This is a genomic window from Robertmurraya kyonggiensis (genome assembly GCF_005116465.1).
Lineage (GTDB): Bacteria > Bacillota > Bacilli > Bacillales > Cytobacillaceae > Robertmurraya > Robertmurraya kyonggiensis.
Window position 1 is genome coordinate 2,119,115 of the sequence record NZ_SWBM01000001.1, and the last position, 23,737, is coordinate 2,142,851.

The window sequence follows — 23,737 nt, forward strand, 5'->3', positions numbered from 1 at the left end:
AACCCCTCATCATGTTATTTTTTCGAATTACTGTCGTCCATTTTTAAGACGGCCATAAACGCTTCTTGTGGTACCTCAACGGAACCTACTTGCTTCATGCGCTTTTTACCTTCTTTTTGCTTTTCCAACAGCTTTCTTTTACGGGAAATATCTCCCCCATAACATTTAGCCAATACGTTTTTACGCATCGCTTTAATAGTGGAACGAGCGACAATTTTTTGACCAATGGCTGCCTGGATTGGCACTTCGAATTGCTGTCTAGGAATTAATTCCTTTAATTTATCCACGATGATTTTTCCACGATCATAGGCAAAGTCCTTATGCACAATAAAGCTTAGTGCATCCACCTGCTCAGCATTTAAGAGAATATCCATTTTCACAAGCTTCGATTCTTTATAACCGATAAGCTCATAGTCGAAGGATGCATACCCTTTTGTACTTGATTTTAGCTGATCGAAGAAATCATAAACGATTTCTGAAAGAGGGATTTCATAGACAATACTTACACGTGTTTCATCTAAGTACTGCATATCAATGAAAGTTCCGCGTTTTTCCTGACAAATTTCCATAATTGCTCCCACGTAATCGTTCGGAGCCATCATTGTCGCTTTTACATATGGTTCTTCAATGCGATCAATTTTTTGCGGATCAGGCATATCAGATGGGTTATCAATCTTAATCTGTGATCCATCCGTTAAGACTACTTCGTAGATAACGCTTGGAGCAGTTGTAATTAAGTCGATCTTGAACTCTCGCTCAATTCTCTCCTGAATGATTTCCATGTGGAGAAGTCCAAGGAATCCACAACGGAAACCGAAGCCTAATGCTTGGGAAGTCTCTGGTTCAAATTGAAGAGCCGAATCGTTCAACTCTAATTTCTCAAGAGCTTCTCTTAGATCATTGAATTTCGCACTGTCAATTGGATATAAACCACAATAAACCATTGGGTTTAAGCGGCGATAGCCTGGAAGGGCTTCAGTCGCACCATTTTTTGCGTTGGTAATCGTATCACCGACACGAGTATCTCCGACATTTTTAATCGCTGCTGTTAAGAATCCTACATCTCCAACAGAAAGTTCTTCTGTAAGAACTGGTTTCGGATTGAACACCCCTACTTCTGTAACTTCAAATTCTTTTCCAGTTGCCATCATTTTAATCTTGTCGCCTATTTTAACAGTACCTTCAACAACACGAATATAAGCAACTACCCCACGATAAGCATCGTATAAGGAATCGAAAATAAGTGCTTTTAATGGCGCTTCAGGATCTCCCGTTGGGGCAGGAACCTTTTCAACGATTTGTTCAAGAATGTCCTCAATTCCAATTCCTGCTTTCGCACTCGCCAAAACAGCTTCAGAGGCATCTAAACCAATAACCTCTTCAATTTCATTTCGAACACGTTCAGGGTCTGCACTTGGCAAATCAATTTTGTTAATTACAGGGACAATTTCTAGATCATTATCTAGAGCCAAATAAACATTGGCCAATGTCTGTGCTTCAATCCCTTGCGCTGCATCTACAACTAAAATTGCACCCTCACACGCCGCTAAGCTACGGGACACTTCATAAGTAAAATCGACGTGTCCTGGAGTATCTATTAAATGCAATGTATAGATTTCTCCGTCTTTTGCTTTGTATTTTAATTGAACTGAGTTCAGTTTAATTGTAATTCCACGTTCTCTTTCAAGGTCCATTGAATCAAGTAGCTGATCCTTCATTTCACGTGATGTTAAAGCATTTGTTTTTTCTAAAATTCTATCAGCTAAAGTCGACTTTCCATGGTCGATATGAGCGATGATGGAAAAATTTCGAATCTTTGACTGTCTATTAAGCCGTTCTTCTCTGTTCATATCGTTCACTCCTACTATACTCGCACAAGAGTTAGCTTCACCAAATATAATCTCTATGTACACTATTTTTGATTATATCAGTCGACTCTGCAAGATTCAACGGAAAAAACAATGGATGGAGCGCTCTCTTTTAGCCTTCTATCATATCGGTGATCAGTTCTATCGACTTTTTCGTAATTGCCGATATACCGTCAGCTAAAGACTTCCCAATAGAAGAAAAGAAATTATAAGCCTTCATTTCCTCGAGCTTTTCCTTCTTTTCTGCGAGATTATGACTGTTAATATCATTTCCGAGGACTGAAACCTCCATTTGTCCACCTTCGTTTTGGTTCACATTTAGGGCCTTTTTAAAATCAGCGTCCTCAAATCCCTTCATCCGATATATCCCTTCGTTAGCTTGCTGCATCCCGAATAAAACCGACACGAACATTAAGGCGGCGACAAAGATAGATTTCAGAAAAAACTTTTTCATTTTGAGCACCTCTTTGACAAACTGTTGACTTCCTTGTAACAGTGGGCCATCGTTTAAGCTGATTTGATTACCCACTGTCTTTATTACTGTTCATCTGCTGATTCACTTGTTGACTGATCGACGCTTTCTGCATCCCAGAATATTTCACTGAACGCATTAGCAAATGCATCGGCTGAGCGATTCAATTCTTCAAAGGTGTTATCAACACCACCAAACTCAATCAACATGGCGTTTCCTGACAAGTCTTGGTTAAACTTACCATTGGTACTTGCCCCTTTTTTCTCAATTACGCCGCGACTCAAACCTGGATATGCTGCCTCTAATTTTTCATGAATCTTTGTAGCCAATTGAAGGTTTTTCTCATAATTTGGATTTTCAGCGCCAATGACAAAAGCAAGTTTCGCATATGCCTGTCCATTAATATCGATTGTTGTATGTTCTTTTCGTTTAGAATCACGGTGGATATCAATTAAATAAGTTAAATCTTTATTATTGGTAATGGCTGCTTCTACAACATTCCGTGATTCATCATAAGATCTTCCGTATGTTAATCCTTTTTCATTTAGGTTTGTCATAATATCTGTCTTATCTACGACTGTCCCAATACCCTTACTTTCTAGTTGCCCAAGCAGGTGGTCCCCAATTTTCGTTACGTTAATTTTTGAATGCTGAGCACTATTCGGATCTGTCACTCCTTTTAAGTACGGAAGAAAGGACTCTCGTGTATGCGAGAAATAAATATAGACCATCTTTTTGTCTCCCGTTGTCTGAGACGGGTTTGTCGTATTGTCCGATTTGTTCTCATCAAGCCCTTCGGTATTTTGCAAATCTGCTTCGTTCTCCTCTTTTAATACCTCTGGTGGAGGAGAAGATTCAATCGGTAAATTGGTATAATTCGTTCCTTGCCCGGCCACAACAATTCGCCCATCAAACAATGAGAAGCCAGGCAACTCTCTTCCAAGTAAACTCCGCGGGTCATCTAAGTTAACATTTGTCGAGAGCTTGAACATTAAGCTAGACAACTTAACATCAGATCCTTTTTCAGGTAGTGCTTGTAGCAATGCGTGATTCTCTGTTCCAAGGAGCCGAAAAAGGTTTTCTCCATTAATATTTGACGTAGCTGTATTAATAGAGGATGACTTTATACGATATTCCGGGTTCAACGATGTGATCAATCCACTGACGGAAAACATAAGCAATAGTACCAAGGCTACTACTAAGAAAAAATTGAGTAGACTTGTCCCTTGAACCGTTACGACAAAAGATGAGTTTCTATTATATTTCATTGTTCCACCTCTCAAAGTAAGTCTACTAATTCATATGACTTTACTAGAGAAGATAGAACAGGTCTCTACTATTTTTAAATGCTATTTTGTGTAAAACCCTGCATTGTCTTGATTGACTGACTTATGTAACGAAGCATTTAATCCATTTGCAATCAAATTAGCCATGTCCTCGATAAAGACGTCAACTTCCTTGGGCGTCACCATCAGATTATGGCCAAGAGGAGAGAGGACTTCCGAAATTAATTTTCTTTTTTCTTCTTCTTCTAATGTTCCAATCATCCCTAAAAAGGTTTTACGATGATGTTCTTCCGGTAAATCCTCTTCTGTCAGCTTTTTTCTTTTTCCAAATGTCATTCCTGCAGGAGCAAGTGCACGCGAAGGGCGATCTCCTTCACGGATCTCCTTACCAAAATGCTTCAGAATATAATCGATCGTGTCGCTCGTGATGGAAACAGCATCGACCACCGTGGGAATTCCGATCGCCACTACCGGGATTCCTAATGTTTCCTTACTCAATTCTTTTCTTTTGTTCCCAACACCAGAACCTGGGTGGATCCCTGTATCGGAAATTTGAATGGTCGAATTTACTCTTTCAATCGATCTTGCTGCAAGGGCGTCGATCGCAATAACAAAATCCGGTTTTGTTTTTTCCACTACGCCTCGGATGATATCACTCGTTTCAATACCTGTTAGTCCCATAACCCCTGGGGCAATCGCACTAACAGGTCGATATCCTTCTTCTACACTTTCAGGTTGTAGCTCATAGAGATGTCTTGTGATTAAAAGATTTTCACACACTTGTGGTCCTAAGGCATCCGGAGTGACATTCCAATTTCCTAATCCAACTACTAAGCATGAAGCATCATCTCCGATACCTAGTTGCTTAATGAAATGGGAAAATTCATGAGCGAAGACTTCCTCTACTTTTTGTTGTAGCTCTGTATCCTGTTGACGAATACCAATTACTTCAAGGGTTAAATATTTGCCTTCTTTTTTGCCAAGTGCTTCTGCTCCTTGTTTTGTGATTTCTACTAAAGAAATTTTAATGTCATTTTCTTCTTTCTCCTTAATTATCACACCTTCAATTTGCGAGATATCCTTTTGCCCGTGAATTGCACTTTGTTCCCGCTCTGCAATGACCATTTCTCTTGCCTCTACAGCTAAATCCGTTCGTACAGAAAACTTACTTAAGTCGAGTGAATTTTCCATTTAATCATCGCCTCACTGTTTTATTTTGAAAAATATTCTATTATTTCCACATAAAAGTTAACTATTCTCTAGCATTGCCGCTGAAATTGTAAAAAATTCATTTGTTATTCAATTGAGTTTGACTTAAAATAAATAGATAGTATTGCAAAACCAAGAAGCGTTTGATAAAATATTTCTTGTTCTGCAAATTATGTATTTGAACGTGAATGTCGAGTTTTATATAATCTCGATTGCTTTGTGGGAGGTGAATGGAATGGCAAATATTAAATCTGCTATCAAGCGTGCTAAGACAAGTGAGGAGCGTAGTGCTCATAACTCTACAGTTAAATCTGCAATGCGTACTGCTGTTAAGAAGGTAGAAGCTGCAGTTGTAAATAACGACGAAGCTGCTGCAAAGGCAACTTTTGTAGAAGCTGCTAGTAAATTAGATAAGGCTGCTGCAAAAGGTTTAATCCACAAAAATGCGGCTGCTCGTAAACAATCTCGTTTAGCTAAGAAGTTAAACTCTTTAAACGCGTAATTGTGTCAGGCTATCTTTTATAGATAGCCTTTTTATTTTGTATAAAAAAGGGAACCTCGTGAGGTTCCTTTCATTGTCACATTGAGAATAGACCATTGATTTCCGCTCCATGTGCTTTGCTTTCCGGGGGGCGGGCGGTGAGCTTCCTCGTCGCGGACGCTCCTGCGGGATCTCACCTGTCCCGCAGATCCCCCAGGAGTCAAGCACCTTCCGCTCCAATCAACTGGTTTGAGTTATTCTAAGTAGAGTACCCTTCTTCTTACAAACATATCTAAATTATATAGACCGCATCTACACAATCACTTTCCAATTACTATAAATCTGTCCATCGCATTATTTTACACTTCAAAAAAATAATAAATTTTATTTTATCTATATCAGTTGGATGGTAAAATTTAGTTAATTCATTTTCATAAAAGGAGCTAAATCATGGAAGTATTATTAACAAGTATTTTTTCAGCCATCATTATATTTATTACTATTTTTTCATTGATGAAGGCTTTCATTATCGCTTATAAGAGGAATGAAATATCACTTCGGAGATTCATTGTTTATTCGACGTCTTCAATTGTAATAGGTATAATAGTCGCTTCTTTATTACCTTTTGGTTATCAAAAAATTTTTGATTACCTATACTAACTCTTTTAAATATATCTAAATTCACTCAGAGCAGGGTCTTTACTCCTATCAATAGTTACTTTTTGTATAGTTAAAGCTTAAGTGTTTATACGCTAGAGTACTACCATGGAGATGCTCTCTTGAGGATATCTCACTTTCTTATTGAGGTGATTACGTGGATCATGATGAGTACAAAGCATATTTGAAGCAGCAATATTCCCATGAGATTCGACCGTTACAATCAGTAAATGACGTTATCTCCGCATTTCAAAAAAAATTAGATATTGCAGAAACAGAATTATCAGAATCTGAAGCTATTTTCTTAAAAATGACAATTCTTAACTATATTAACGATCCTATAAAATCTAACTTGGATAACTTAAATTTCATTTCGTATGAGGTAGTAAGAAATGAAAAAAGTGATCATTATTACAATCATATGAGGATTACATCTGATAATGAAAGAATAATTGTCATTATTGAATCCCAGTTAAATGAAATAACCTCCAATTGCCAAGAACTAAAAGTTGATATGCTTATCGAACGTGGAATCGACACATCTCATGTTAATCAAGAAACACCTGAGTTTTTTGCATATCTAATGCTTCTTGATTCTTATAATGAGAATCATCGAATACGCATGTAGAGGGAGGAAAGCGAGGTCTATATTTCAAAAAATTGAAATCAACCGTTTTTCTACTTTTCATATATAAAAAAAAGGAACCGACTAGGTCCCTTTTCACGCTCTTCTTCCTTGTAGTCGGAATAGGAACATTTCCATTAGGAGTTCTTTGTTCATGCCGCCGGTTTTGGATTGGTAGTCGGCATCGGCTAGCATTTTCATGATTTCCGTTAATTCTTCGTCTTTAAAAAGTTGAGCTTGTCCTGCCGCTAGTTTTACGCGGAAAGGATGAACCTTGATAAAACCAGCGATCTGTTGTTGGCCATAGCCTCTTCTCGCTAATTCTTTAACCTGATAAATCAAACGGAATTGACCAGATAGAATCGACAAAATTTTAATCGGCTCTTCGTTCTGCTTTAATAAGTCATAGTAAATTCTAAAGGCTTCATCAACCTTTTTATGGATAATCTTATCGACTAAATCAAAAATATTTTGCTCTAAGGATCTAGATACGAGCTTATCTACTATCGCAGCAGTGATTTTTTGGCCCTCTGTGGCGTAAAGGGCTAGTTTATCAACCTCTGTTGTCAACATGGATAGATGGGTACCAGCAAGCGTGAGGATTTGCTGAATCGCATCCTCTTCAATTTCGACATTGTTGAGTCCTGCTCTTTCCTTAATCCACGATCTTAACTCGTGTTCATTCAGCTTTTTTGCTTCCCCGACGATCCCTTTTCTTTTTAATTCTTTCGTAATTTTCTTCCGCTCATCGAGTTTTTCATAGTTCCCAGCAAAAACAACAATGGTGTAAGGTGCCGGCTCTTCTAAATAAGCCTCAAGCCGTTTTATGTTATGTTCAACTTTAGATTTTGATTTCTCAGCCGTTAAAAAGAAAGGATTGTTTAGGAATACAAGCCTTTTTTCGCCCATAAAAGGGAACGTTTCAGCATCCTCAATCGCTACTTCAATCGGAGTTTCCTCCAAATCATAAACAGACAGATTAAATTCAGCTTCTTCTTCATATAAAGCATATTTCGTTAATAAGTGCTTCGTTTCATTGATAAGAAATGACTCTGTTCCATATAATAAATACATGGGAGAAAACTGCTTTTTCTTAATTTGTTTCCATAAATCTAAAACCAATTTCCTTCGCTCCGATCATGTAAAATCCATATAACAATCGTATAGAAGGAACGGACTTTTGACAAGAGGTTCACATGTAAAGATTAATTTTGTAAAAATTAAAAGGGAACTGGTACCTCAACAGAACCAATTCCCGATTTATAGTAAACGCTAGCAAACAAGGCCTAGGATACTTATCTACTAGCGGTACACCCTTTGTATGAATTATTGTTGCCTTAAGATTGCAAACTATTTGTGACAACTCTTGTCAGTAAAGGAAAACTAAATTATACTAAGAAAAGCGTAAACGTCTTATTTAAAAAGTTATATTAAATCCATTGCTTTATGAAATCCATCTACTATAATGAAAATGGGAGGGATTAGTGTGAATCCATTTGAAAAAGAAGTCCAAAGTAAACGTAATGATGCATTAGATGCTGGAGTAGGATTTATCGCCTCTTTTGGTTTCTTTGCTATTTTATTCATTATCGCAACTGTTGTTAAACAAATAGGAGCATAAGTTTTATCTACATAATTTTTTTCGGAGACTGCACAAATGTGTAGTCTCTTTTAATTTTAGCCTAATTAGGGTTTCGTTTTATCATATGAAAATGAGTCAAAAAGGTTCCTTGTTCTCCTCTAAATTGAAAGGTAATTGCTCCGTTCTCATCTGTCCGATAGACGCGAATGTTTCGTTCCTCTAATCTTGCTAAAACGTCCCCATGAGGATGTCCAAAACGATTATTTTCTCTTGCAGAAATTAGGGCCACCTTCGGTTCTAACTGATCCAATAATGATTCGGTCGTAGAGGTTTTACTTCCATGATGTCCTACTTTTAACACATCCACTTTTAATTTCGGATAGTTTGCAAGTAGTTTTCGTTCACCCTCTTCTTCTAAATCTCCGGTAAATAGCCATTTTAATTTGGCGATTTCTGCATAAAGGACAATCGATTGATCATTCTTCTCCACATGCACCGTATTACTAGGTGAAAGAACCGCAAAACGATAGCCTCCCGCTGTCCAGGTATCCCCTCTTATTGCGAAGTGTATCGGAATCTTTTTTTCATCACAAAGCTCAAGTATTTCGATTTCGAGTTCAGACGGTTCTTCTACTTTTGGCAAAACCACTTCCTCGACCTTTAGGCTTTGTAGAACAGCCTTTGCCCCACCTACATGATCCATATCTCCGTGCGTAAGAATCAGCTTATCAAGCTTCGTAATTCCTTTACTCTTTAAATACGGAACGACAACATCCTTTCCGACTTCAAAAGGATCAGCTCGCTCCATCCATTCCTCCGTTGAAAATTGGAGTGTTCCTCCCGTATCTATTAAATAGGTTCCTTTATTCATCGGAAGCTGAATTAAAATACTATCTCCTTGACCAACATCAATAATCATCACTTCTCCAGATACATCAAGTTTTATCGTTAGCAAATGTAGCGTAAGCAAGCTAATTGGAATGATGACAGCTACGACAATTTGTTTAATCGTTCGCGCCTTCTCCCAGCGAAAAAAGAAATAAGGAATGCCAACACAGTATAGGATAAGAACAAAATTAGATGGACGACCAAGAACAAGAGTGTTTAAGGGAAACTTCGATAGATATAGCGTAAGCTGGTGAATCAAGCGCAGATTAAAATCGAAAAAATGTAGGAGGGGATTAAGCAAATCTCCTATTAAAAGATGGAGAAAGTACATAATCATCAATACGGGAGTTATCACGACAGAAAATAATGGGACATAAACAAGATTAACAAGAAATGAAACTATGGAAAATTCAAAGAAATGATAGAGTAGAATTGGCATAGAGGCAATTTGCGAAATAATAGATGTAGCAATTAGAAAGGGGACTGGTTTTAGCACATATTTTTCAAGTATTGAGGCCGACAAGATAAGGGCATAGGTGACAACAAAGGAAAGTTGAAAACCTACATTATAAATAATATGCGGATCAATGAATACATATCCAACAAAGACAATGCTTAGGATATCTACTGGCATTAATTTTTTTCGAGAAAATTTAGTGAGGACTAAAGCAAATAACATCATGAGACAAGCACGAATGACCGACGGTGCTCCCCCTGTCAAAATAATATAGATTGGGAGGAAAGCCATGAGGGCATAGACCATTTTCTCCCTCGTAATATGTAATCTCAAACCTGTATAGAAGAGTATGCCGATTAGCATCGCCACATTCAATCCCGAAAGAGCAATTAAATGAACAATTCCAAGTCTTTGATAGGCGGTCATTAAGTCTGGCTCGATGAGATTTCGATCACCAAAAATGAGGGCTGCAGCAAAAGGAGCAGTATTTTGAGGGAAGTGAGCGTAGATATATTGGATGCCATTTTGCCGGATTTTCTGAAGATAGGCGAGGAGATTTCTTTTTTCTTCACATTGGTTAAGGTTGATATTTTCCACTTCTAAAATCCAGGAAATATGTTCATGTCGAAGATACTCTTTGTAATCAAAAGCGTTCGGATTTCTCGAAGGTTCTGGTTGCGCTAAATTTCCTTTAACCTTACAAACCGTCCCAACGGATATTTGTTCGAAAGCTTCCTTCTCCTCGATTGTAGATAGTCTGTATTGAAGTACAAATGTTTCCTTCGTGCCTTCGTCTTTTCCATAGGTGGTAAAATAGTTTCCATCTATTTTTGGTGGTTCTTCAAATAAGATGAAAAAAGCTTTCTCTTCTCCAGTAAAAAGTGTTTGTTCGAGACGTTCCGTAAGCTCCGTTCTTCCCAAAAATAAGATGAAAATAAAAACAGTAATTAACATCATCTTGGCGGAAAATTTTCTCACTAGCCTCAAAAAAAGGAATAGCAGTATGGCTAGACCGAGAAAAATCCATTTTCCTTCTAAGGCAAATAACACACCTAATAACGCAGCCAAACAGATGAAGATCCAATTTCCCTTCAACAATTGAAGCCTCCTTCCTTATCAAAAAGGCTGTTGGGACCCGATATCCGCAACAGCCTCTGCCAATATTTTTATGAAAGTTGAAATCCACTATTTTAAGGATAATTACTCGATACTTGCAGTCATTTTCGGTAAATGAACGACCTCAATATTCTTCAAGAAATACTTATTCCACTTATTAGGATATGAATCTCTGAAAACAACTCTTAAAATACCTGCTTGCGCTAATGTTTTTGAACAGTTTTCACAAGGTTCATGGGTTACGTAAGCAGTCGCGCCCTTTAATAAGTCACGTTCTGCATGCAATACGGCATTTAGTTCCGAATGACAACAGCGAATACAACGACCATTTTCATCTAATAAACAGCCTTCATCTTCACAGTGAGGATGTCCATGTATGGAACCATTGTAACCTGTCGATACAATATGTTTGTTATTCACAATTACAGAACCTACATGCAATCTATTACATGTTGAACGAGAAGCAACTTGTTCTGCTATATCTAAAAAATATTCATCCCAACTTTTTCGCGCCATTGTAAATCCCCCCACATTCTTCTGTTTTCATTCAAGAACCTTATCATTTTTTAAGACATGTCTTAAGTTTAAAGGGAAGAGAGAAGGTACGTCAATTTGAAATTTTATGATTTCACTTTACTGAAATACTTTCTTTTAGCTTTTCAAATGTTTTTTCCCCAAAACCACTGATGGACATAATGTCTTCAATTGTTTGAAATGGGCCATTTGTTTCGCGATACTCTATAATCGCGGCCGACTTTGCAGGTCCAACTCCAGGGAGCGTTTCTAGCTCTGTCGCAGTTGCCTTGTTAATATTTATTTTGTCACTTTCACCACCGCCTGCAGATACAGCGGTCGTCATACTTTCCGTTTCTTCACCAATCAAAGGAACATAGATGACCATTTCATCTGTTACCCGCATTGCCAAATTGACTGCTTCTTCATTCGCTGATTCTGTGATTCCACCAGCCCTTTCAATCACATCTATTACTCTATCTCCTGTTGTTGCCTTATACACACCAGGAGTCTGAACGGCCCCCTTTACATCCACAAGGAGCTCTTGTTCTACAATTTCCGGTATTTGAATTCCCTCTTCCTCCACAATGGATTCTGATTCTGTTGCAGAAGGCTCCCAATTGCCGTTCTCCTCCTCTTCTAATGGTTTTAAAAATGATGAAACTAAATAATAGCTGAGCAATATGAACATCAAAGCAGCAATAATGACAAATTGCTTATGATTTTTCACCCATTCGAACATCTACATCTTTCCTTTCCATTGACATAAATTATAAGGCGATTTCATATCGTTTTATGAGAGGGGTTGCTCTTTAAAAGAAGGAGGGTAGTAACAATGAAAATTGGGTTCATTGGTACAGGTAACATGGGGAGAATTCTGATAGAGGCACTCCTAGATGGAAAAGCCGTATCCCCTTCTTCGTTGTACATTACAAATCGAACGATTTCGAAAGCACTTGATATACGTCAGGCTTTTCCTGAAATTGTTGTTTGCAACAAGGCAGAAGAGGTAGCAAAACAAGCTGAGTTGCTTTTTGTTTGTGTAAAACCGATTGATATGTTTGATTGCATTCAAAACATTACGCCTCTTTTAACAAATGAACACTGTGTGGTTTCCATAACAAGTCCAATTAGTATCGAACAACTCGAATCAGTTGTACCCTGTTCTAGCGCTAGGGTCATTCCAAGTATTACAAATAGAGCATTAGCGGGAGTATCCCTTCTTAGCTTTGGGGAAAAATGCACACCACATTGGAAGGAAGCACTAATAAGCTTAGTACAATCTTTTTCAACACCATTACAAATCGAAGAAAACATCACGAGAGTGGCATCTGACATTGTTAGTTGCGGGCCTGCGTTTTTCAGTTATTTAACGAGGAGATTTATTGATGCAGCAGTATCGGAAACTAGTATTGACGAAGAAACGGCGACAAAATTAGCGAGTGAAATGTTAATTGGATTAGGTGAGTTATTAAGAAAAGAGTTCTATACATTGCCAACTTTACAGGAAAAGGTATGTGTTAAAGGCGGTATTACTGGTGAAGGAATAAAAGTTCTCGAAGAGGAAATTGGAGCGGTTTTTGAGCATGTTTTTCAAGCTACTCATTCAAAATTTGCCGAGGACATAAAAGAAACAAAAAAACAGTTTACTCTTAACTAATTCTTTGCTTTCGGGTAAAATCCTGCTTTAAAAAATAAAAAAATTTAGCCATTTCGGTACAGTCCGGAATGGCTAAACTTTTTCTACATATGCTTACACACAAAAAATATCCGTTCAGATTGAGGATGTAGTGCTTCATCAAAATCACCGAACATCTCGAAAACTTGAAAGCCTGCTTCTGTGAGCCATTGTTTGTAGGTCTCCACTGAGAAGGTTCTTTGCGTATGATTCTCGTCGAACCGATCATATTTACCAGACTCATCTTCAACAAAGAAGGTAAGCTCATGGTCCACACTATCTGGAAATTCTCCCTCAAAGCAATTCCAAATATAACAAATTCCTTCGTCATCGTAAGTATATGTTTGATCGATAAAAATCTCATTCATTTTATAAAGAGAATGAACATCAAAAATAAATAAACCACCAGGATTTAAATATTGCTTAACGCGCTCAAAAGTTTGCTTCACTTCATCTTCTGTCTGCAAATAATTAAGCGAATCACAAAAAATCCCGATCATATCAAAGGTATCGATTAACTCAAGCTCTGCCATGTTCTGCTGGAGAAATTGAATAGATGCAGAGGCATCAGATGCTTTATTTTGTGCGACTGTGAGCATATCATCTGATAAATCAACACCTGTAACTTGATAGCCCTTATTCGCCAAACGAACGGATATCTCTCCCGTTCCACAAGCTAAATCTAAAAGCTTTTTCCCAGCTATATGATGCTTTTCACTTTGTACCTGAATGAGTTCCACCCATTTATCATAGGGAACATCTTTCATCAGTTCATCATACAAATAGGCAAACCTTTCATAACTCATGATAACTCACTCTGGATATGTTCAACAGGAGCATCGCCCCATAAACGTTCAAGATTATAATAGCTACGCTCATCACGGTGGAAAATATGAGCAACGACGTCACCAAGGTCGACAAGAATCCATCTTGCCTCATCAAAACCTTCCATGCGACGTACATCGAAGCCATTTTCTTCGGCTTTATCTTTAATTTCACGAGCAATAGCTTGAACCTGCTTGTCTGAATTCCCGTGACAAATCACAAAGTAATCTGCGATTAAAGAAATTCCTTTCATGTTCAACGCTACAATGTCCTCCGCGCGTTTATCATCAGCTGCCTTAACAGTTGTTTTCAGTAATTGGTTATCTATCATTTAATAATCCTCCTGTTTGTAATTAAGTCATTGTATGTATGGAACGTATCGGGAAAGACTGGTTGATTTTTCTTCATCAAAAACAGGATCGTGTTTTGAACCGATTTGATAAGCGCCGTATCCAAATCCTCTTTTGCGAGCTCGCGCACCTCTTCAACACCCGGAAAATGTCTACCAGGCTCAATATAATCCGCTAGGTAAATCACTTTTTCAAGCAATGTCATTCCAGGTCTACCGGAAGTATGGTATTTAATCGCATCTAATATTTCCGAATCTGTAATGCCAACTTCTTTTTCGACTAAAAATGCACCTACTGGGGCGTGCCACAGCTCACCATTATACTCTAGTAATTCAGAGGGCATTTTTTGCTCAACAATAACTTGCTTCATTTCCTCTTTCGGACGAAACTTTGCATAATCATGAAAAATGGCAGCGAGCTCAGCCTTTTTCTCATCTGCTCCATATTGCTTCGCAAGCTCGATAGCTGTTTCCATTACACCAACCGTATGAACATATCTATGCTCCGTTAATTGAGCTTTGACAATTTCAAGGGCCTCTTTACGCTCCATATAAATTTTTCTCCTTCAAATACTCGATAATCGAATCAGGGAGTAAATAACGTATTGTCTTCCCTTCCAACATCCTCTGTCTAATCAGACTTGAAGAGACGGAAAACTCCGGAATGTCTAAATGGACTATCGGGTAACTTGTTTTCTCCTCAAAGGTAGGTCGATTAACGCCTATAAACGTAATCATGTTCATTAACTCATCAATCTTGTACCATTTTGGTAGGTACTCAATCATATCGGCACCAATGATAAAATAAAACTCTACATCTGTATGCTTATCTTTTAATTGCTTAATCGTGTCATATGTATAGGAGGGACCTTGGCGTTCCATTTCAATAGTTTCCACGCGAAAAAAAGGAACATCTTCGGTGGCGAGCTCCAACATATTTAACCGATCGTCATTCGTTAAAAGGCCAGACTTCTTTTTATGAGGAGGTTCTTGATTCGGAAGAAACCAAATCTCATCCAAGCTTAAGCCATATAAGGCTTCATTCGCAATTAGAAGATGACCGTGGTGTGGAGGATCAAAAGTCCCTCCTAATATTCCAATCTTCCGCATTCATTCACCTCCAAAACAATAGCAGCAATATTCAAGAAAAGCGCTTATGGTAAAACGATTTCTTTATTTTCTCGAGACTCTTTGTACAGAACGATCGTATGCCCGATAATTTGGACAAGCTCTGCATCACAGCCTTCTACCAGTTGCTCTGCCACTGTATTTTTATCCTCATCACAGTTTTGTAAAATGCTGACCTTAATTAATTCACGTACTTCTAATGCTTCATTAATTTGTCTAACCATATTTTCATTTACTCCACCTTTACCCACTTGAAAAATTGGGTTAAGATGATGAGCTTTTGAACGAAGAAATCTTTTTTGTTTTCCTGTTAACATTTTGTGCCTCCCAGCTGTTTTAACACTTTTGTTGTCATTCGACTTGTATCCGGCATGAGCCCTGTCCACTTTTCGAAGGCGAGAGCGCCTTGATTAACGAACATTTCTATCCCATTTTGCGTGTTGGCCCCTTTTTCTCTGGCCATCTTTAGAAGCCTCGTTTCTAATGGGTTATAGATGATATCACTCACAAAAGCATTTTTACTTAAATTATGTAAAGATAGCGGTTCGCATTCAGTTTGTGGAGCCATTCCGATCGAAGTCGTCTGAATGATAATATCATAAGCTCCTAAACGGTTTTCCGCCTCTTCCAATTGTAGTATTGACGTATTGACGCTATAAGGACAATCCTTAGCTAAGTTCTCAGCTTTAGTAATGGTTCGGTTCGTAATGTCTAAATGCTTTACCCCAACGTGAGCCATTGTAAAATAAATCGCTCTTGCAGCCCCACCTGCGCCAATAATTAACACTTTTTTTGATTCAAGATCATCGAATTTATTTTTAAGCCCAAGAACAAAACCGCTCCCGTCCGTATTATATCCGATCAAGCGTCCATTTTCATTGACGACCGTATTTACGGCCCCAATTGAACGGGCGAGAGGGTCGATTTCATCCAATAGCGGCATAATGGCTACCTTATGAGGAACGGTCACATTAAATCCTGAAATCCCAATGGCTCTAAATCCTTTTACCGCATCAGTAAGATCGTTAGTCTCAATCGCAAAAGCATGGTAATGGGCATCTAATTCATAATGCTGAAACAAATCATTATGCATGACTGGCGACATTGAGTGGGCAATCGGATTCCCAATTACCGCATATAAACTTTTCATACTCCTCCCCAACCCTTTCGCTCTCTTTATATAAGCGATTTTCTCAGCATTGCATGAACGCCTTTTGGTACGTAGACGGCTACCTTCGCACCAGGTTCAGTTACAGTTATCCAACCAAGTCCTGAGAAAACGATATCTGTTTTGCCTTCTTTTATCGTAAATTCATGCTTTACTAACGGTGGAAAATCTTCTAATTGCTCCTTACGAGGCGGTGTTAACATCTCCCCAACATGCCTTTCATAAAGATCATCTGCCTTTTCCAATTTCGTTCGATGAATTTCGATATTATTAGAAAAATGACAAACAAACGAACGCCGACCACCCGAAATGTAATCAAAGCGAGCCAAGCCTCCGAAAAACAATGTTTGAGCTTCATTTAGTTGATAAATTTTTGGCTTAATTTCTTTTTTCGGTGTGATGACCTTTAAATCTCGTTTATCAATATAATGGGCCATCTGATGATGATTAATAATCCCCGGGGTATCAACTAAAGATTTTCCATCTGCAAGAGGAATTTCAATGATATCAAGCGTAGTACCAGGGAAATGAGAAGTTGTGATCACATCACCTTCACCTGTTACCTCTTTTAAAATACGGTTAATGAAGGTAGACTTTCCTACATTCGTACAGCCGACTACATAGACGTCCTTGCCTTCACGGTATTTCTCAATAGCATCTGTCGCTTCCTTAATGAAGTGTCCCTTATCGGCACTTACTAAAAGCACATCAATCGGTTTCAAGCCAAGCTCTTTTGCTTCCTGCTTCATCCAATTAATCAGCTTGTTTGGTTTAACAGAATGAGGGAGCAAGTCCACTTTATTTCCAATTAATAAAATTGGGTTTTTCCCGACAAAACGATGCAATCCTGGTAACCAGCTTCCGTTAAAGTCAAAAATATCAACAATCTTAACGATTAAAGCATCACGTTCTCCAAGCCCATTTAAGATTTTCAAGAAGTCATCATCTGTTAAACTGACATCCTGAACTTCATTGTAATGCTTCAAACGAAAGCATCGCTGACAAATAATATCTTCTTTTTCAAGGGACGACTTCGGCGCATAGCCTAATTCATCCTTATGCTCCGTTTGAATTTTCACACCGCAGCCTATGCAAATATATTGTTCACTCAAAGATTAATCCTCCCAAACTAACATACCTTTTTTTCTAAACCAGTTGAGTATTCTTCTTTCAACCAATCGATTAAATCTTGTAAAAAAGCCATCTGTTGAAGCAACAGGGACTACCAAGATCGTGTGAAAACCTCCGCGGTTCCCTCCAAGTACATCGGTTAAAAGCTGATCCCCGATGACAACCGTTTCTTCTTTCTTTAAGCCCATATCACTGATCGCCTTACGAAACGCTTTTCCTAAAGGCTTTCTAGCTTGAAAAATAAACGGAATGTTCAATGGGTCAGAGAAGGCCTGAACCCTTTCACGATTATTATTCGATACGATCGTTATTTTAATATTCTCCTTTTGCATCGCCTCAAACCATTCCTGAAGCTTCGGCGTAGCATTCGGACGATCCCATTCTACCAACGTATTATCTAAATCAGTAATAATCCCCTTGATCCCTTTTTCTTTCAAACTCTCAGGAGTTATATGAAAAATATTTTTCACATGCTGATTTGGTAAAAAGTTTGTTAACAATATAAGACACCTCTATTTCATCATGACATATCCATCGGGTTTAAATTTTTGCTTAAACCGTGAACATCATACCAATTTTAACTGTTGAGTATTGAAATAGGCAAGCGAGCAAAGATGTAAGGGAAAATCCTTTTCTATTCGCCATATGTTCAACACACTTCTACAAACACCAAGAAGAATAAACTCTAAAAATGTCGAAATACATAAAATCACAGTATTCACATAAAAAGTTTTCGACAAGGATACCAACTTTTCAACACTTGTGGATAACTTTATTCACAAAATACACACTGATTTATAGAGTTCTATTTTATTTATAAACATATTACTCACAACTTATCCACTGGTTACTGTGGATAAATGGAACGGTTGTTCTACTTCGTTATTTTTGTTAGAGTAAGAATACACCAAAGAGCTAACTTACATTATATGTATTTTTTTACTTAGTAGAACCTTTTATGACGAGGAGGTGAATTCTGACATGAGGAAATTGTCAGATGATCTATTAGTAGAATCCTATTTCAAAGCGAAAGAATTAAATTTAAGCAAAGATTTTATCCGTCTAATTGAAACAGAACTTCACCGTCGTTCATTGGCTCACAAAATAAAAGTTTCCTCTTAATTTTATATGCCCTTTAGGGCTTTTTTTTTGCCCTTATGAAGGAATGTTTGTCGTATAACCTAATGGTTCCCCAACCTTCATTTCCTTTGGTGTTGCAAAATTTAAAGGCTCAAATGAATTTTTTGAAAAAAGAAGGATAACTGTAGACCCAAATGTGAAATAGGCCATTTCTTCTCCTTTTTCAATCCGCTCTCCATTATGGATCGTTTCGATCGAATTGACAAACATAGCACCAACCTTGACGATAGCTGCTACACCATTTTCATGCTGGACTTCCGTAATCTTACGGAAGTTTTTCGATATTGTATCTCTGCCATATTTAAGACCGTAACGATTGACAGGATATGATTTGTTTCCTAATGTCCATGTCCTAACAATTTTTCCAGATAGAGGGCTATGAATTCGGTGATAATGACTCGGACTGAGATAAAGGAGGATGTACATTCCTTTTTCATATTGCTGAGCCTTTTCCTCGCTGCCAAACATATCCAACAAGGAATATGGCTTCCCTTTCACATTTAGAGCTAATTCAGCGTTAATCTCACCTATATCCTCAAGCACCGCATCAACCGGACTGACTACAGAGTTTTCAGCCTTATCTATTTCCCTTGCATTTATGTGTAATTTCCGAATGAAAAAGTCATGGAGGGTCGGGAACTCATGAATCGGACTTGCCATTTCATCCAAATTAATCTTATATACTTTTGCAAAAGACGGAACTAAGAACCGACTAGCTTTCGACTGAGCAAACTTACTTAACAGAACAGACGACCACTTTCCGTTCGTAAGTTCAATGAGCGTGCGATAAAGCGTTTGAATCAATTTACATACCTCCATAGGCGAAACAATTTGATTCCATGAGTGCTATTATAACATTTGCACTAACTTATGCACTATTGATTATCAAAAAAACACAAAAACAGCACCTGATTAGACGCTGCTAGATTGGAATTCCGTTTTAATTCCATTGATTTCCGCTTCGGGCACTTGCTTTCCGGGGGGCGTGCGCCAAGCCTCCTCCTCGCTGATCGCTCGTGCGGGGTCTCGCCTGTCACGCTATTCCCCCAGGAGTCAAGCACCCTCCGCTCCAATCAACTAGTTGTGGTACACTCAAGCAGTTTTCCAAGTCCAACCCACTTAACCGGAGAAATTCCGTTTATATTGAAAAATGAATGAATAGTAGGTGAAATTGGCGGTGTTTTTCCGCTTAAATTACTTAATAACCCTTAAAATCAAGGAAATTGGATTGCTTAACGGGAAAAACTCCGCTTATTTATTGAGAAAATAGGTAATTTCTTGTTTTAGTCGGAAGCTTTCCGCCTATTTTTCAATATAATAAAATCATCACCTGCTTTTAACAAAGCTTAAAAGAAAAAAGAGTGTAGGCAAAATCGAAAATTTCCGAGTTTGTCTACACTCTGACAGCACCCAAATGGATGCTGCCTTTACTATTATTTATTCGTCAGTTGTAAGAATTCTTCTACATCATCAATACATAACTGTACACCTTTTTCCCAGAATTCAGGCTGCGTTAGGTCTACATTTAAATGCTTAAGAGCTAATTCTTCAACCGTCATTGATGCCGTATCCTTAAGTAAGCTAATGTATTTTTCCTCATATCCTTTGCCTTCTTCAATCGCTTGTGCGTAAATGCCTAACGAGAATAAGTATCCAAACGTGTATGGGAAGTTGTAGAATGGTACCCCAGTGATATAGAAATGAAGCTTAGATGCCCAGAATAGCGGATGATACTCTTCTAAAGCATCTCCATAGGCTTCTTTTTGAGCCTCTTCCATTAATTGATTTAGTCGCTCTGTGCTGACAATTCCTTCTTTTCTTTCTTCGTAAAATCTCGTTTCAAATAAGAATCTAGCATGGATATTCATTAATAAGGCTACCGAACGTTGGACCTTATCTTCTAAAAGAGCAAGCTTTTCCTCTTCTGTTGTAGCGTTTTTCACTGAAGCATCTGCTACAATCATTTCTGCAAAGGTCGAAGCCGTTTCTGCCACATTCATCGCATAGTTTCGATTTAATGTGTGTAAGTCTCTCATTGCATACGTATGGAATCCATGACCTAATTCATGAGCTAATGTAGACACATTAGAAGGTGTCCCAGAATACGTCATGAAAATTCTTGATTGGCTGTCTTCAGGGAAATATGTGTGGAATCCACCTGGCTTTTTCCCAGGACGATCCTCCGCTTCAATCCATTGTTCTTCGAAAGCTTTTTTCGCAAAGCCAGTCATTTCATCTCCAAATTTCTCGAAATGCTCGAGAATAAACTCCGCTCCTTCTTGGTAAGAAATTTTTGTCTCTGCTTGCCCAAGAGGTGCGTCTAAGTCATACCAACTTAATTTTTCAAGTCCAAGAAGCTCAGCTTTTCTTTCTAAAAATTTTACAAGAGGAGCTTTCTTATCAGAAATGACCTTCCACATCGTGTCTAACGTTTCTTTTTTCATTCGGTTGATGGCTAACGGCTCCTTCAGAACCTCTTCCCAACCTCTTTGCTTATACACTTTCAAACGGAAGCCAGCTAAATGATTAAGAGTTTTTGAGAGATAAGCAGATTTATCCCCCCATGCTTTTTCCCATGCTGCAAATACCTCTTTTCGCACGTTACGATCAGGATGTGAAAACTTATTCGCTGCTTGTCCCACTGATAAAGCCTTCGTTGTATCATTTTCGTTGATTTCTACTTTCGTTGTACCAACGATGACATCGTATAATTGCCCCCAGCCATGATAGCCATCGACACTAAGAGCATTGATTAGTGTTTCTTCATCCTTTGAAAGCTTTTCACTCGCCTCTTGTCTTCTTTCAGATAAAACAAAGGCAAGCTCCTTCAATCCTTCTTGTTCTAAAATACTGCTCCATACTTCAGCATTAATGGAGGTAAGCTTTTGGTCGAGATCAGTCAACCCAATTTGGAATTCAGCACTAATTCCTGTTACGTTTCCACGCAAGCCCTCTACGAGTCTATCCTCTGTATTTTGAGCTTGTAGACAGCTCACAAATGCTCCTGCTTGGCGAACCTTTTTTGTTACTTGTTCAAATGCATGAACGATGGATAAAAGCTGTTGTCCATCTTCACTCGTATTTGTTGGATTCCAGCTTGAAACTTTTGCCTTAAAATTCTCCACCATTGTTTTTGTTTCTTCTAAATGTGCTGCAAATTCAGGTGAAGCACTCCCACCGCTAAAAAACACATCTAAATCCCAAACCTCTGAATATGTAGTAGTCGTCATCAAATTTCCTCCTCTTATCATATATAGTTATATTTTTCTGAAATTTCATTAATTATATCACAGTATATTTCGTTAGTCTAAATAAAATGTAACTCATGTAGTTTTAATCAGGAGGTCTTGGCCTCAATCGAGCAAAATAAGCGGAGATTTTCCTACTAAAAACAAAATAGCGCTCGTATCAGAGTCAATAAGGGAAGTTTTTCCGATTATGCGAATCATAATCTCCCATTTTCGTATTTTTCAAGTCAATAAGCGGAATTCCTCCGTCTATTAAAGCCTTTTTTAATGCTAATTACTATATAAGCGAAATTTTTCCTTCTATTTTTCGAATCCGGCGCTTAACCTAATCCCTAACTGTTAAATATGGAAGCTTTCAATCCAGATGCAGAAATTTGTACTCAATACGTTAGAAATGTTGATAAAAAAGGAAAAGACGTATGCCAATTCATACGTCAATCCTTGTGTCATTTACTAAGAGGGCACTAAAAAAGAAACCCATTAGTTTTTTTCTCTTACTGCTTTTCCTTTGTATTATTTATAGTAACCACCATAAAACCACCATGCTCCGAAAATCAATAAAATGATAAATAACACGATCCATAAAGCAGTCCACGCACCACTTCCGCCACCATAGTACGGGTAAGGGGGTGGATATGCATAAGGACCAGGGTAACCATAAGGCATTTCCTATACCTCCTTTAAATTCTCCTATTAATAAACTATGCTAGAGCCTGCCATCGGTATAGGCAAATGTCGATTTTGACAAGATTTGTAGGACATTTTTCCAAGAAAAAACGAAGGTAATAATTTCCTACAAAGTTATTTTCGAAAAAACCTGTTGTTTAAAATCCTAAAGCCGATTTTAACGTAGTAATAGACATTTTGTGCTTAATATAATGTTCGTAGCTCTTTTCTCAGTAATTATTATTCTCGCTCTAAAAGTAACAAAATTTGAGAAAAGAGCCTCTAACAAAAAATAATCTTTATGGGACAGACAAATACAATCCCCTCTCTTCATAATTATTAGTTATAGGCGAAAGTCATAATAGCGGGGGTGTCTACATGTCTGGAATTCTGACTGCGCTTGGAGTTTTAGTCAAAGAGATTATCTTTCTAGTCTCTTATGTAAAGAACAACGCCTTTCCTCAACCATTGTCACCTGAAGATGAAAAGAAATATTTAAGATTAATGACTGAAGGGGACAGTCATGCCCGTAACATGCTAATCGAGCACAATCTCCGACTCGTTGCCCATATAGTGAAAAAATTCGAAAATACTGGCGAGGATTCAGAGGACCTCATTTCAATCGGAACAATCGGCTTAATAAAAGCGATTGAAAGCTACTCCGAAGGTAAAGGGACGAAGCTTGCTACCTATGCCGCACGGTGTATCGAAAATGAAATCCTTATGCATTTAAGAGCTCTCAAGAAGACAAAAAAGGATGTCTCACTACACGACCCAATCGGACAGGACAAAGAAGGAAATGAGATTTCCTTAATTGATGTATTAAAATCCGATTCAGAGGATGTCATTGATACGATTCAGCTCAATATGGAGCTTGAAAAGGTTAAGGAATATATCGATGTACTGGATGGGAGAGAACGAGAGGTCATTGTCGGTCGGTTCGGGTTAGATCTAAAGAAAGAAAAGACACAACGAGAAATTGCCAAGGAGCTTGGCATTTCCAGAAGCTATGTATCTAGAATTGAAAAAAGAGCCTTAATGAAGATGTTTCATGAATTTTATCGCGCCGAGAAAGAAAAACGAAAAAATGAAAGTAACTAAAAGGCTCTTTTCCCAAATATTATTGTTCTAGAAAATATTTCAATAAATGATTAACAGTACTCCTACTTAAAAACAGGAACAAATAGGGAAAAGTGCCGTACAAAAATTATATGTAGCAATATACCACGTAGGAGGTGTAAATGTCGGCC

The 23,737-nt window shown here is 38.0% G+C and carries 25 protein-coding genes; 6 read left to right on the forward strand and 19 right to left on the reverse strand.

From position 1 onward, the window contains the following. Positions 1-14: 14 nt before the first annotated feature. The 4 genes from lepA to gpr form a co-directional block, all read right to left on the reverse strand. Positions 15-1,850, reverse strand: a complete 1,836-nt coding sequence (gene lepA, locus FA727_RS10680) for a translation elongation factor 4 (RefSeq protein ID WP_136830864.1) — start codon at positions 1,848-1,850, stop codon at positions 15-17. Between the two features lie 130 nt (positions 1,851-1,980). Beyond that, positions 1,981-2,322 carry a YqxA family protein gene (locus FA727_RS10685; protein WP_136830865.1) on the reverse strand — a complete coding sequence of 114 codons (342 nt, stop codon included), beginning with the start codon at positions 2,320-2,322 and terminating at the stop codon, positions 1,981-1,983. A gap of 83 nt (positions 2,323-2,405) precedes the next feature. Continuing rightward, positions 2,406-3,608 (reverse strand): stage II sporulation protein P, encoded by a 1,203-nt coding sequence (gene spoIIP / locus FA727_RS10690; RefSeq protein ID WP_136830866.1) that lies wholly within the window; start codon positions 3,606-3,608, stop codon positions 2,406-2,408. Positions 3,609-3,689: 81 nt separating this feature from the next. After that, a complete protein-coding gene (gene gpr, locus FA727_RS10695) occupies positions 3,690-4,817 on the reverse strand; it encodes a GPR endopeptidase (RefSeq protein ID WP_136830867.1) in 1,128 nt (375 codons plus the stop codon). A 253-nt stretch (positions 4,818-5,070) separates the two neighbouring features. Here gpr and rpsT point away from each other — a divergent pair, with 253 nt between their 5' ends. Beyond that, a complete protein-coding gene (rpsT, locus tag FA727_RS10700; RefSeq protein WP_136830868.1) occupies positions 5,071-5,337 on the forward strand; it encodes a 30S ribosomal protein S20 in 267 nt (88 codons plus the stop codon). A gap of 820 nt (positions 5,338-6,157) precedes the next feature. Next, positions 6,158-6,601 carry a hypothetical protein gene (locus tag FA727_RS10715; protein ID WP_136830871.1) on the forward strand — a complete coding sequence of 148 codons (444 nt, stop codon included), beginning with the start codon at positions 6,158-6,160 and terminating at the stop codon, positions 6,599-6,601. A gap of 93 nt (positions 6,602-6,694) precedes the next feature. Here FA727_RS10715 and holA read toward each other — a convergent pair whose 3' ends face one another. Next, the gene (gene holA, locus FA727_RS10720) at positions 6,695-7,720 is read right to left on the reverse strand and encodes a DNA polymerase III subunit delta (RefSeq protein ID WP_136830872.1); all 1,026 of its coding nucleotides are present in this window, start codon (positions 7,718-7,720) and stop codon (positions 6,695-6,697) included. A 364-nt stretch (positions 7,721-8,084) separates the two neighbouring features. Here holA and FA727_RS10725 point away from each other — a divergent pair, with 364 nt between their 5' ends. After that, complete coding sequence (locus FA727_RS10725) at positions 8,085-8,219, forward strand: YqzM family protein (protein WP_126407174.1); 135 nt, start codon at positions 8,085-8,087, stop codon at positions 8,217-8,219. Between the two features lie 61 nt (positions 8,220-8,280). Here the strand turns inward: FA727_RS10725 and FA727_RS10730 are convergent, their stop codons facing one another. The 3 genes from FA727_RS10730 to FA727_RS10740 all read right to left on the reverse strand — a co-directional run bounded on the left by FA727_RS10730 (position 8,281) and on the right by FA727_RS10740 (position 11,896). Further along, complete coding sequence (locus tag FA727_RS10730) at positions 8,281-10,620, reverse strand: DNA internalization-related competence protein ComEC/Rec2 (protein ID WP_158318834.1); 2,340 nt, start codon at positions 10,618-10,620, stop codon at positions 8,281-8,283. A 105-nt stretch (positions 10,621-10,725) separates the two neighbouring features. Continuing rightward, positions 10,726-11,157, reverse strand: a complete 432-nt coding sequence (locus tag FA727_RS10735) for a deoxycytidylate deaminase (RefSeq protein WP_136830874.1) — start codon at positions 11,155-11,157, stop codon at positions 10,726-10,728. A gap of 112 nt (positions 11,158-11,269) precedes the next feature. Further along, positions 11,270-11,896 (reverse strand): helix-hairpin-helix domain-containing protein, encoded by a 627-nt coding sequence (locus FA727_RS10740; RefSeq protein ID WP_136830875.1) that lies wholly within the window; start codon positions 11,894-11,896, stop codon positions 11,270-11,272. 93 nt (positions 11,897-11,989) lie between these two features. On the opposite strand from FA727_RS10740, the gene comER reads away from it, so the two are divergent. After that, complete coding sequence (gene comER, locus FA727_RS10745) at positions 11,990-12,814, forward strand: late competence protein ComER (protein ID WP_136830876.1); 825 nt, start codon at positions 11,990-11,992, stop codon at positions 12,812-12,814. Between the two features lie 83 nt (positions 12,815-12,897). Here the strand turns inward: comER and FA727_RS10750 are convergent, their stop codons facing one another. Genes FA727_RS10750 through FA727_RS10785 form a run of 8 tightly spaced genes read right to left on the reverse strand, consistent with a single transcriptional unit; the run spans position 12,898 to position 17,933 of the window. Then, positions 12,898-13,638, reverse strand: a complete 741-nt coding sequence (locus FA727_RS10750) for a class I SAM-dependent DNA methyltransferase (protein WP_136830877.1) — start codon at positions 13,636-13,638, stop codon at positions 12,898-12,900. After that, positions 13,635-13,988 carry a ribosome silencing factor gene (rsfS, locus tag FA727_RS10755; RefSeq protein ID WP_136830878.1) on the reverse strand — a complete coding sequence of 118 codons (354 nt, stop codon included), beginning with the start codon at positions 13,986-13,988 and terminating at the stop codon, positions 13,635-13,637. The genes FA727_RS10750 and rsfS overlap by 4 nt, the downstream gene beginning before the upstream one ends. Further along, positions 13,985-14,557, reverse strand: a complete 573-nt coding sequence (gene yqeK, locus FA727_RS10760; protein WP_136830879.1) for a bis(5'-nucleosyl)-tetraphosphatase (symmetrical) YqeK — start codon at positions 14,555-14,557, stop codon at positions 13,985-13,987. Before yqeK ends, rsfS begins: the two co-directional genes overlap by 4 nt. Then, complete coding sequence (locus tag FA727_RS10765) at positions 14,547-15,116, reverse strand: nicotinate-nucleotide adenylyltransferase (RefSeq protein ID WP_136830880.1); 570 nt, start codon at positions 15,114-15,116, stop codon at positions 14,547-14,549. Before FA727_RS10765 ends, yqeK begins: the two co-directional genes overlap by 11 nt. A gap of 44 nt (positions 15,117-15,160) precedes the next feature. Next, a complete protein-coding gene (yhbY, locus tag FA727_RS10770) occupies positions 15,161-15,451 on the reverse strand; it encodes a ribosome assembly RNA-binding protein YhbY (protein ID WP_136830881.1) in 291 nt (96 codons plus the stop codon). After that, positions 15,445-16,284, reverse strand: coding sequence for a shikimate dehydrogenase (aroE, locus tag FA727_RS10775; protein WP_136830882.1), 840 nt, complete (start codon positions 16,282-16,284; stop codon positions 15,445-15,447). The genes yhbY and aroE overlap by 7 nt, the downstream gene beginning before the upstream one ends. A gap of 26 nt (positions 16,285-16,310) precedes the next feature. Next, positions 16,311-17,414, reverse strand: a complete 1,104-nt coding sequence (yqeH, locus tag FA727_RS10780) for a ribosome biogenesis GTPase YqeH (protein WP_136830883.1) — start codon at positions 17,412-17,414, stop codon at positions 16,311-16,313. Between the two features lie 3 nt (positions 17,415-17,417). Beyond that, positions 17,418-17,933 (reverse strand): YqeG family HAD IIIA-type phosphatase, encoded by a 516-nt coding sequence (locus FA727_RS10785; protein ID WP_136830884.1) that lies wholly within the window; start codon positions 17,931-17,933, stop codon positions 17,418-17,420. Positions 17,934-18,414: 481 nt separating this feature from the next. On the opposite strand from FA727_RS10785, the gene FA727_RS10790 reads away from it, so the two are divergent. Beyond that, the gene (locus FA727_RS10790) at positions 18,415-18,555 is read left to right on the forward strand and encodes a sporulation histidine kinase inhibitor Sda (protein WP_136830885.1); all 141 of its coding nucleotides are present in this window, start codon (positions 18,415-18,417) and stop codon (positions 18,553-18,555) included. 33 nt (positions 18,556-18,588) lie between these two features. Here the strand turns inward: FA727_RS10790 and FA727_RS10795 are convergent, their stop codons facing one another. From FA727_RS10795 to FA727_RS24395, 3 genes are all read right to left on the reverse strand, one after another. Next, positions 18,589-19,377: a phosphatidylserine decarboxylase gene (locus FA727_RS10795; protein WP_136830886.1), complete on the reverse strand. Its 789-nt coding sequence runs from the start codon at positions 19,375-19,377 to the stop codon at positions 18,589-18,591. A gap of 629 nt (positions 19,378-20,006) precedes the next feature. Beyond that, the gene (locus FA727_RS10800; protein ID WP_136830887.1) at positions 20,007-21,803 is read right to left on the reverse strand and encodes a M3 family oligoendopeptidase; all 1,797 of its coding nucleotides are present in this window, start codon (positions 21,801-21,803) and stop codon (positions 20,007-20,009) included. A 531-nt stretch (positions 21,804-22,334) separates the two neighbouring features. Next, positions 22,335-22,487 carry a hypothetical protein gene (locus FA727_RS24395; protein ID WP_170209256.1) on the reverse strand — a complete coding sequence of 51 codons (153 nt, stop codon included), beginning with the start codon at positions 22,485-22,487 and terminating at the stop codon, positions 22,335-22,337. 378 nt (positions 22,488-22,865) lie between these two features. Here FA727_RS24395 and sigK point away from each other — a divergent pair, with 378 nt between their 5' ends. After that, on the forward strand, positions 22,866-23,588 hold the full coding sequence (gene sigK, locus FA727_RS10805; RefSeq protein WP_136830888.1) for an RNA polymerase sporulation sigma factor SigK: 723 nt from the start codon (positions 22,866-22,868) through the stop codon (positions 23,586-23,588). The last annotated feature ends 149 nt before the right edge of the window (positions 23,589-23,737 follow it).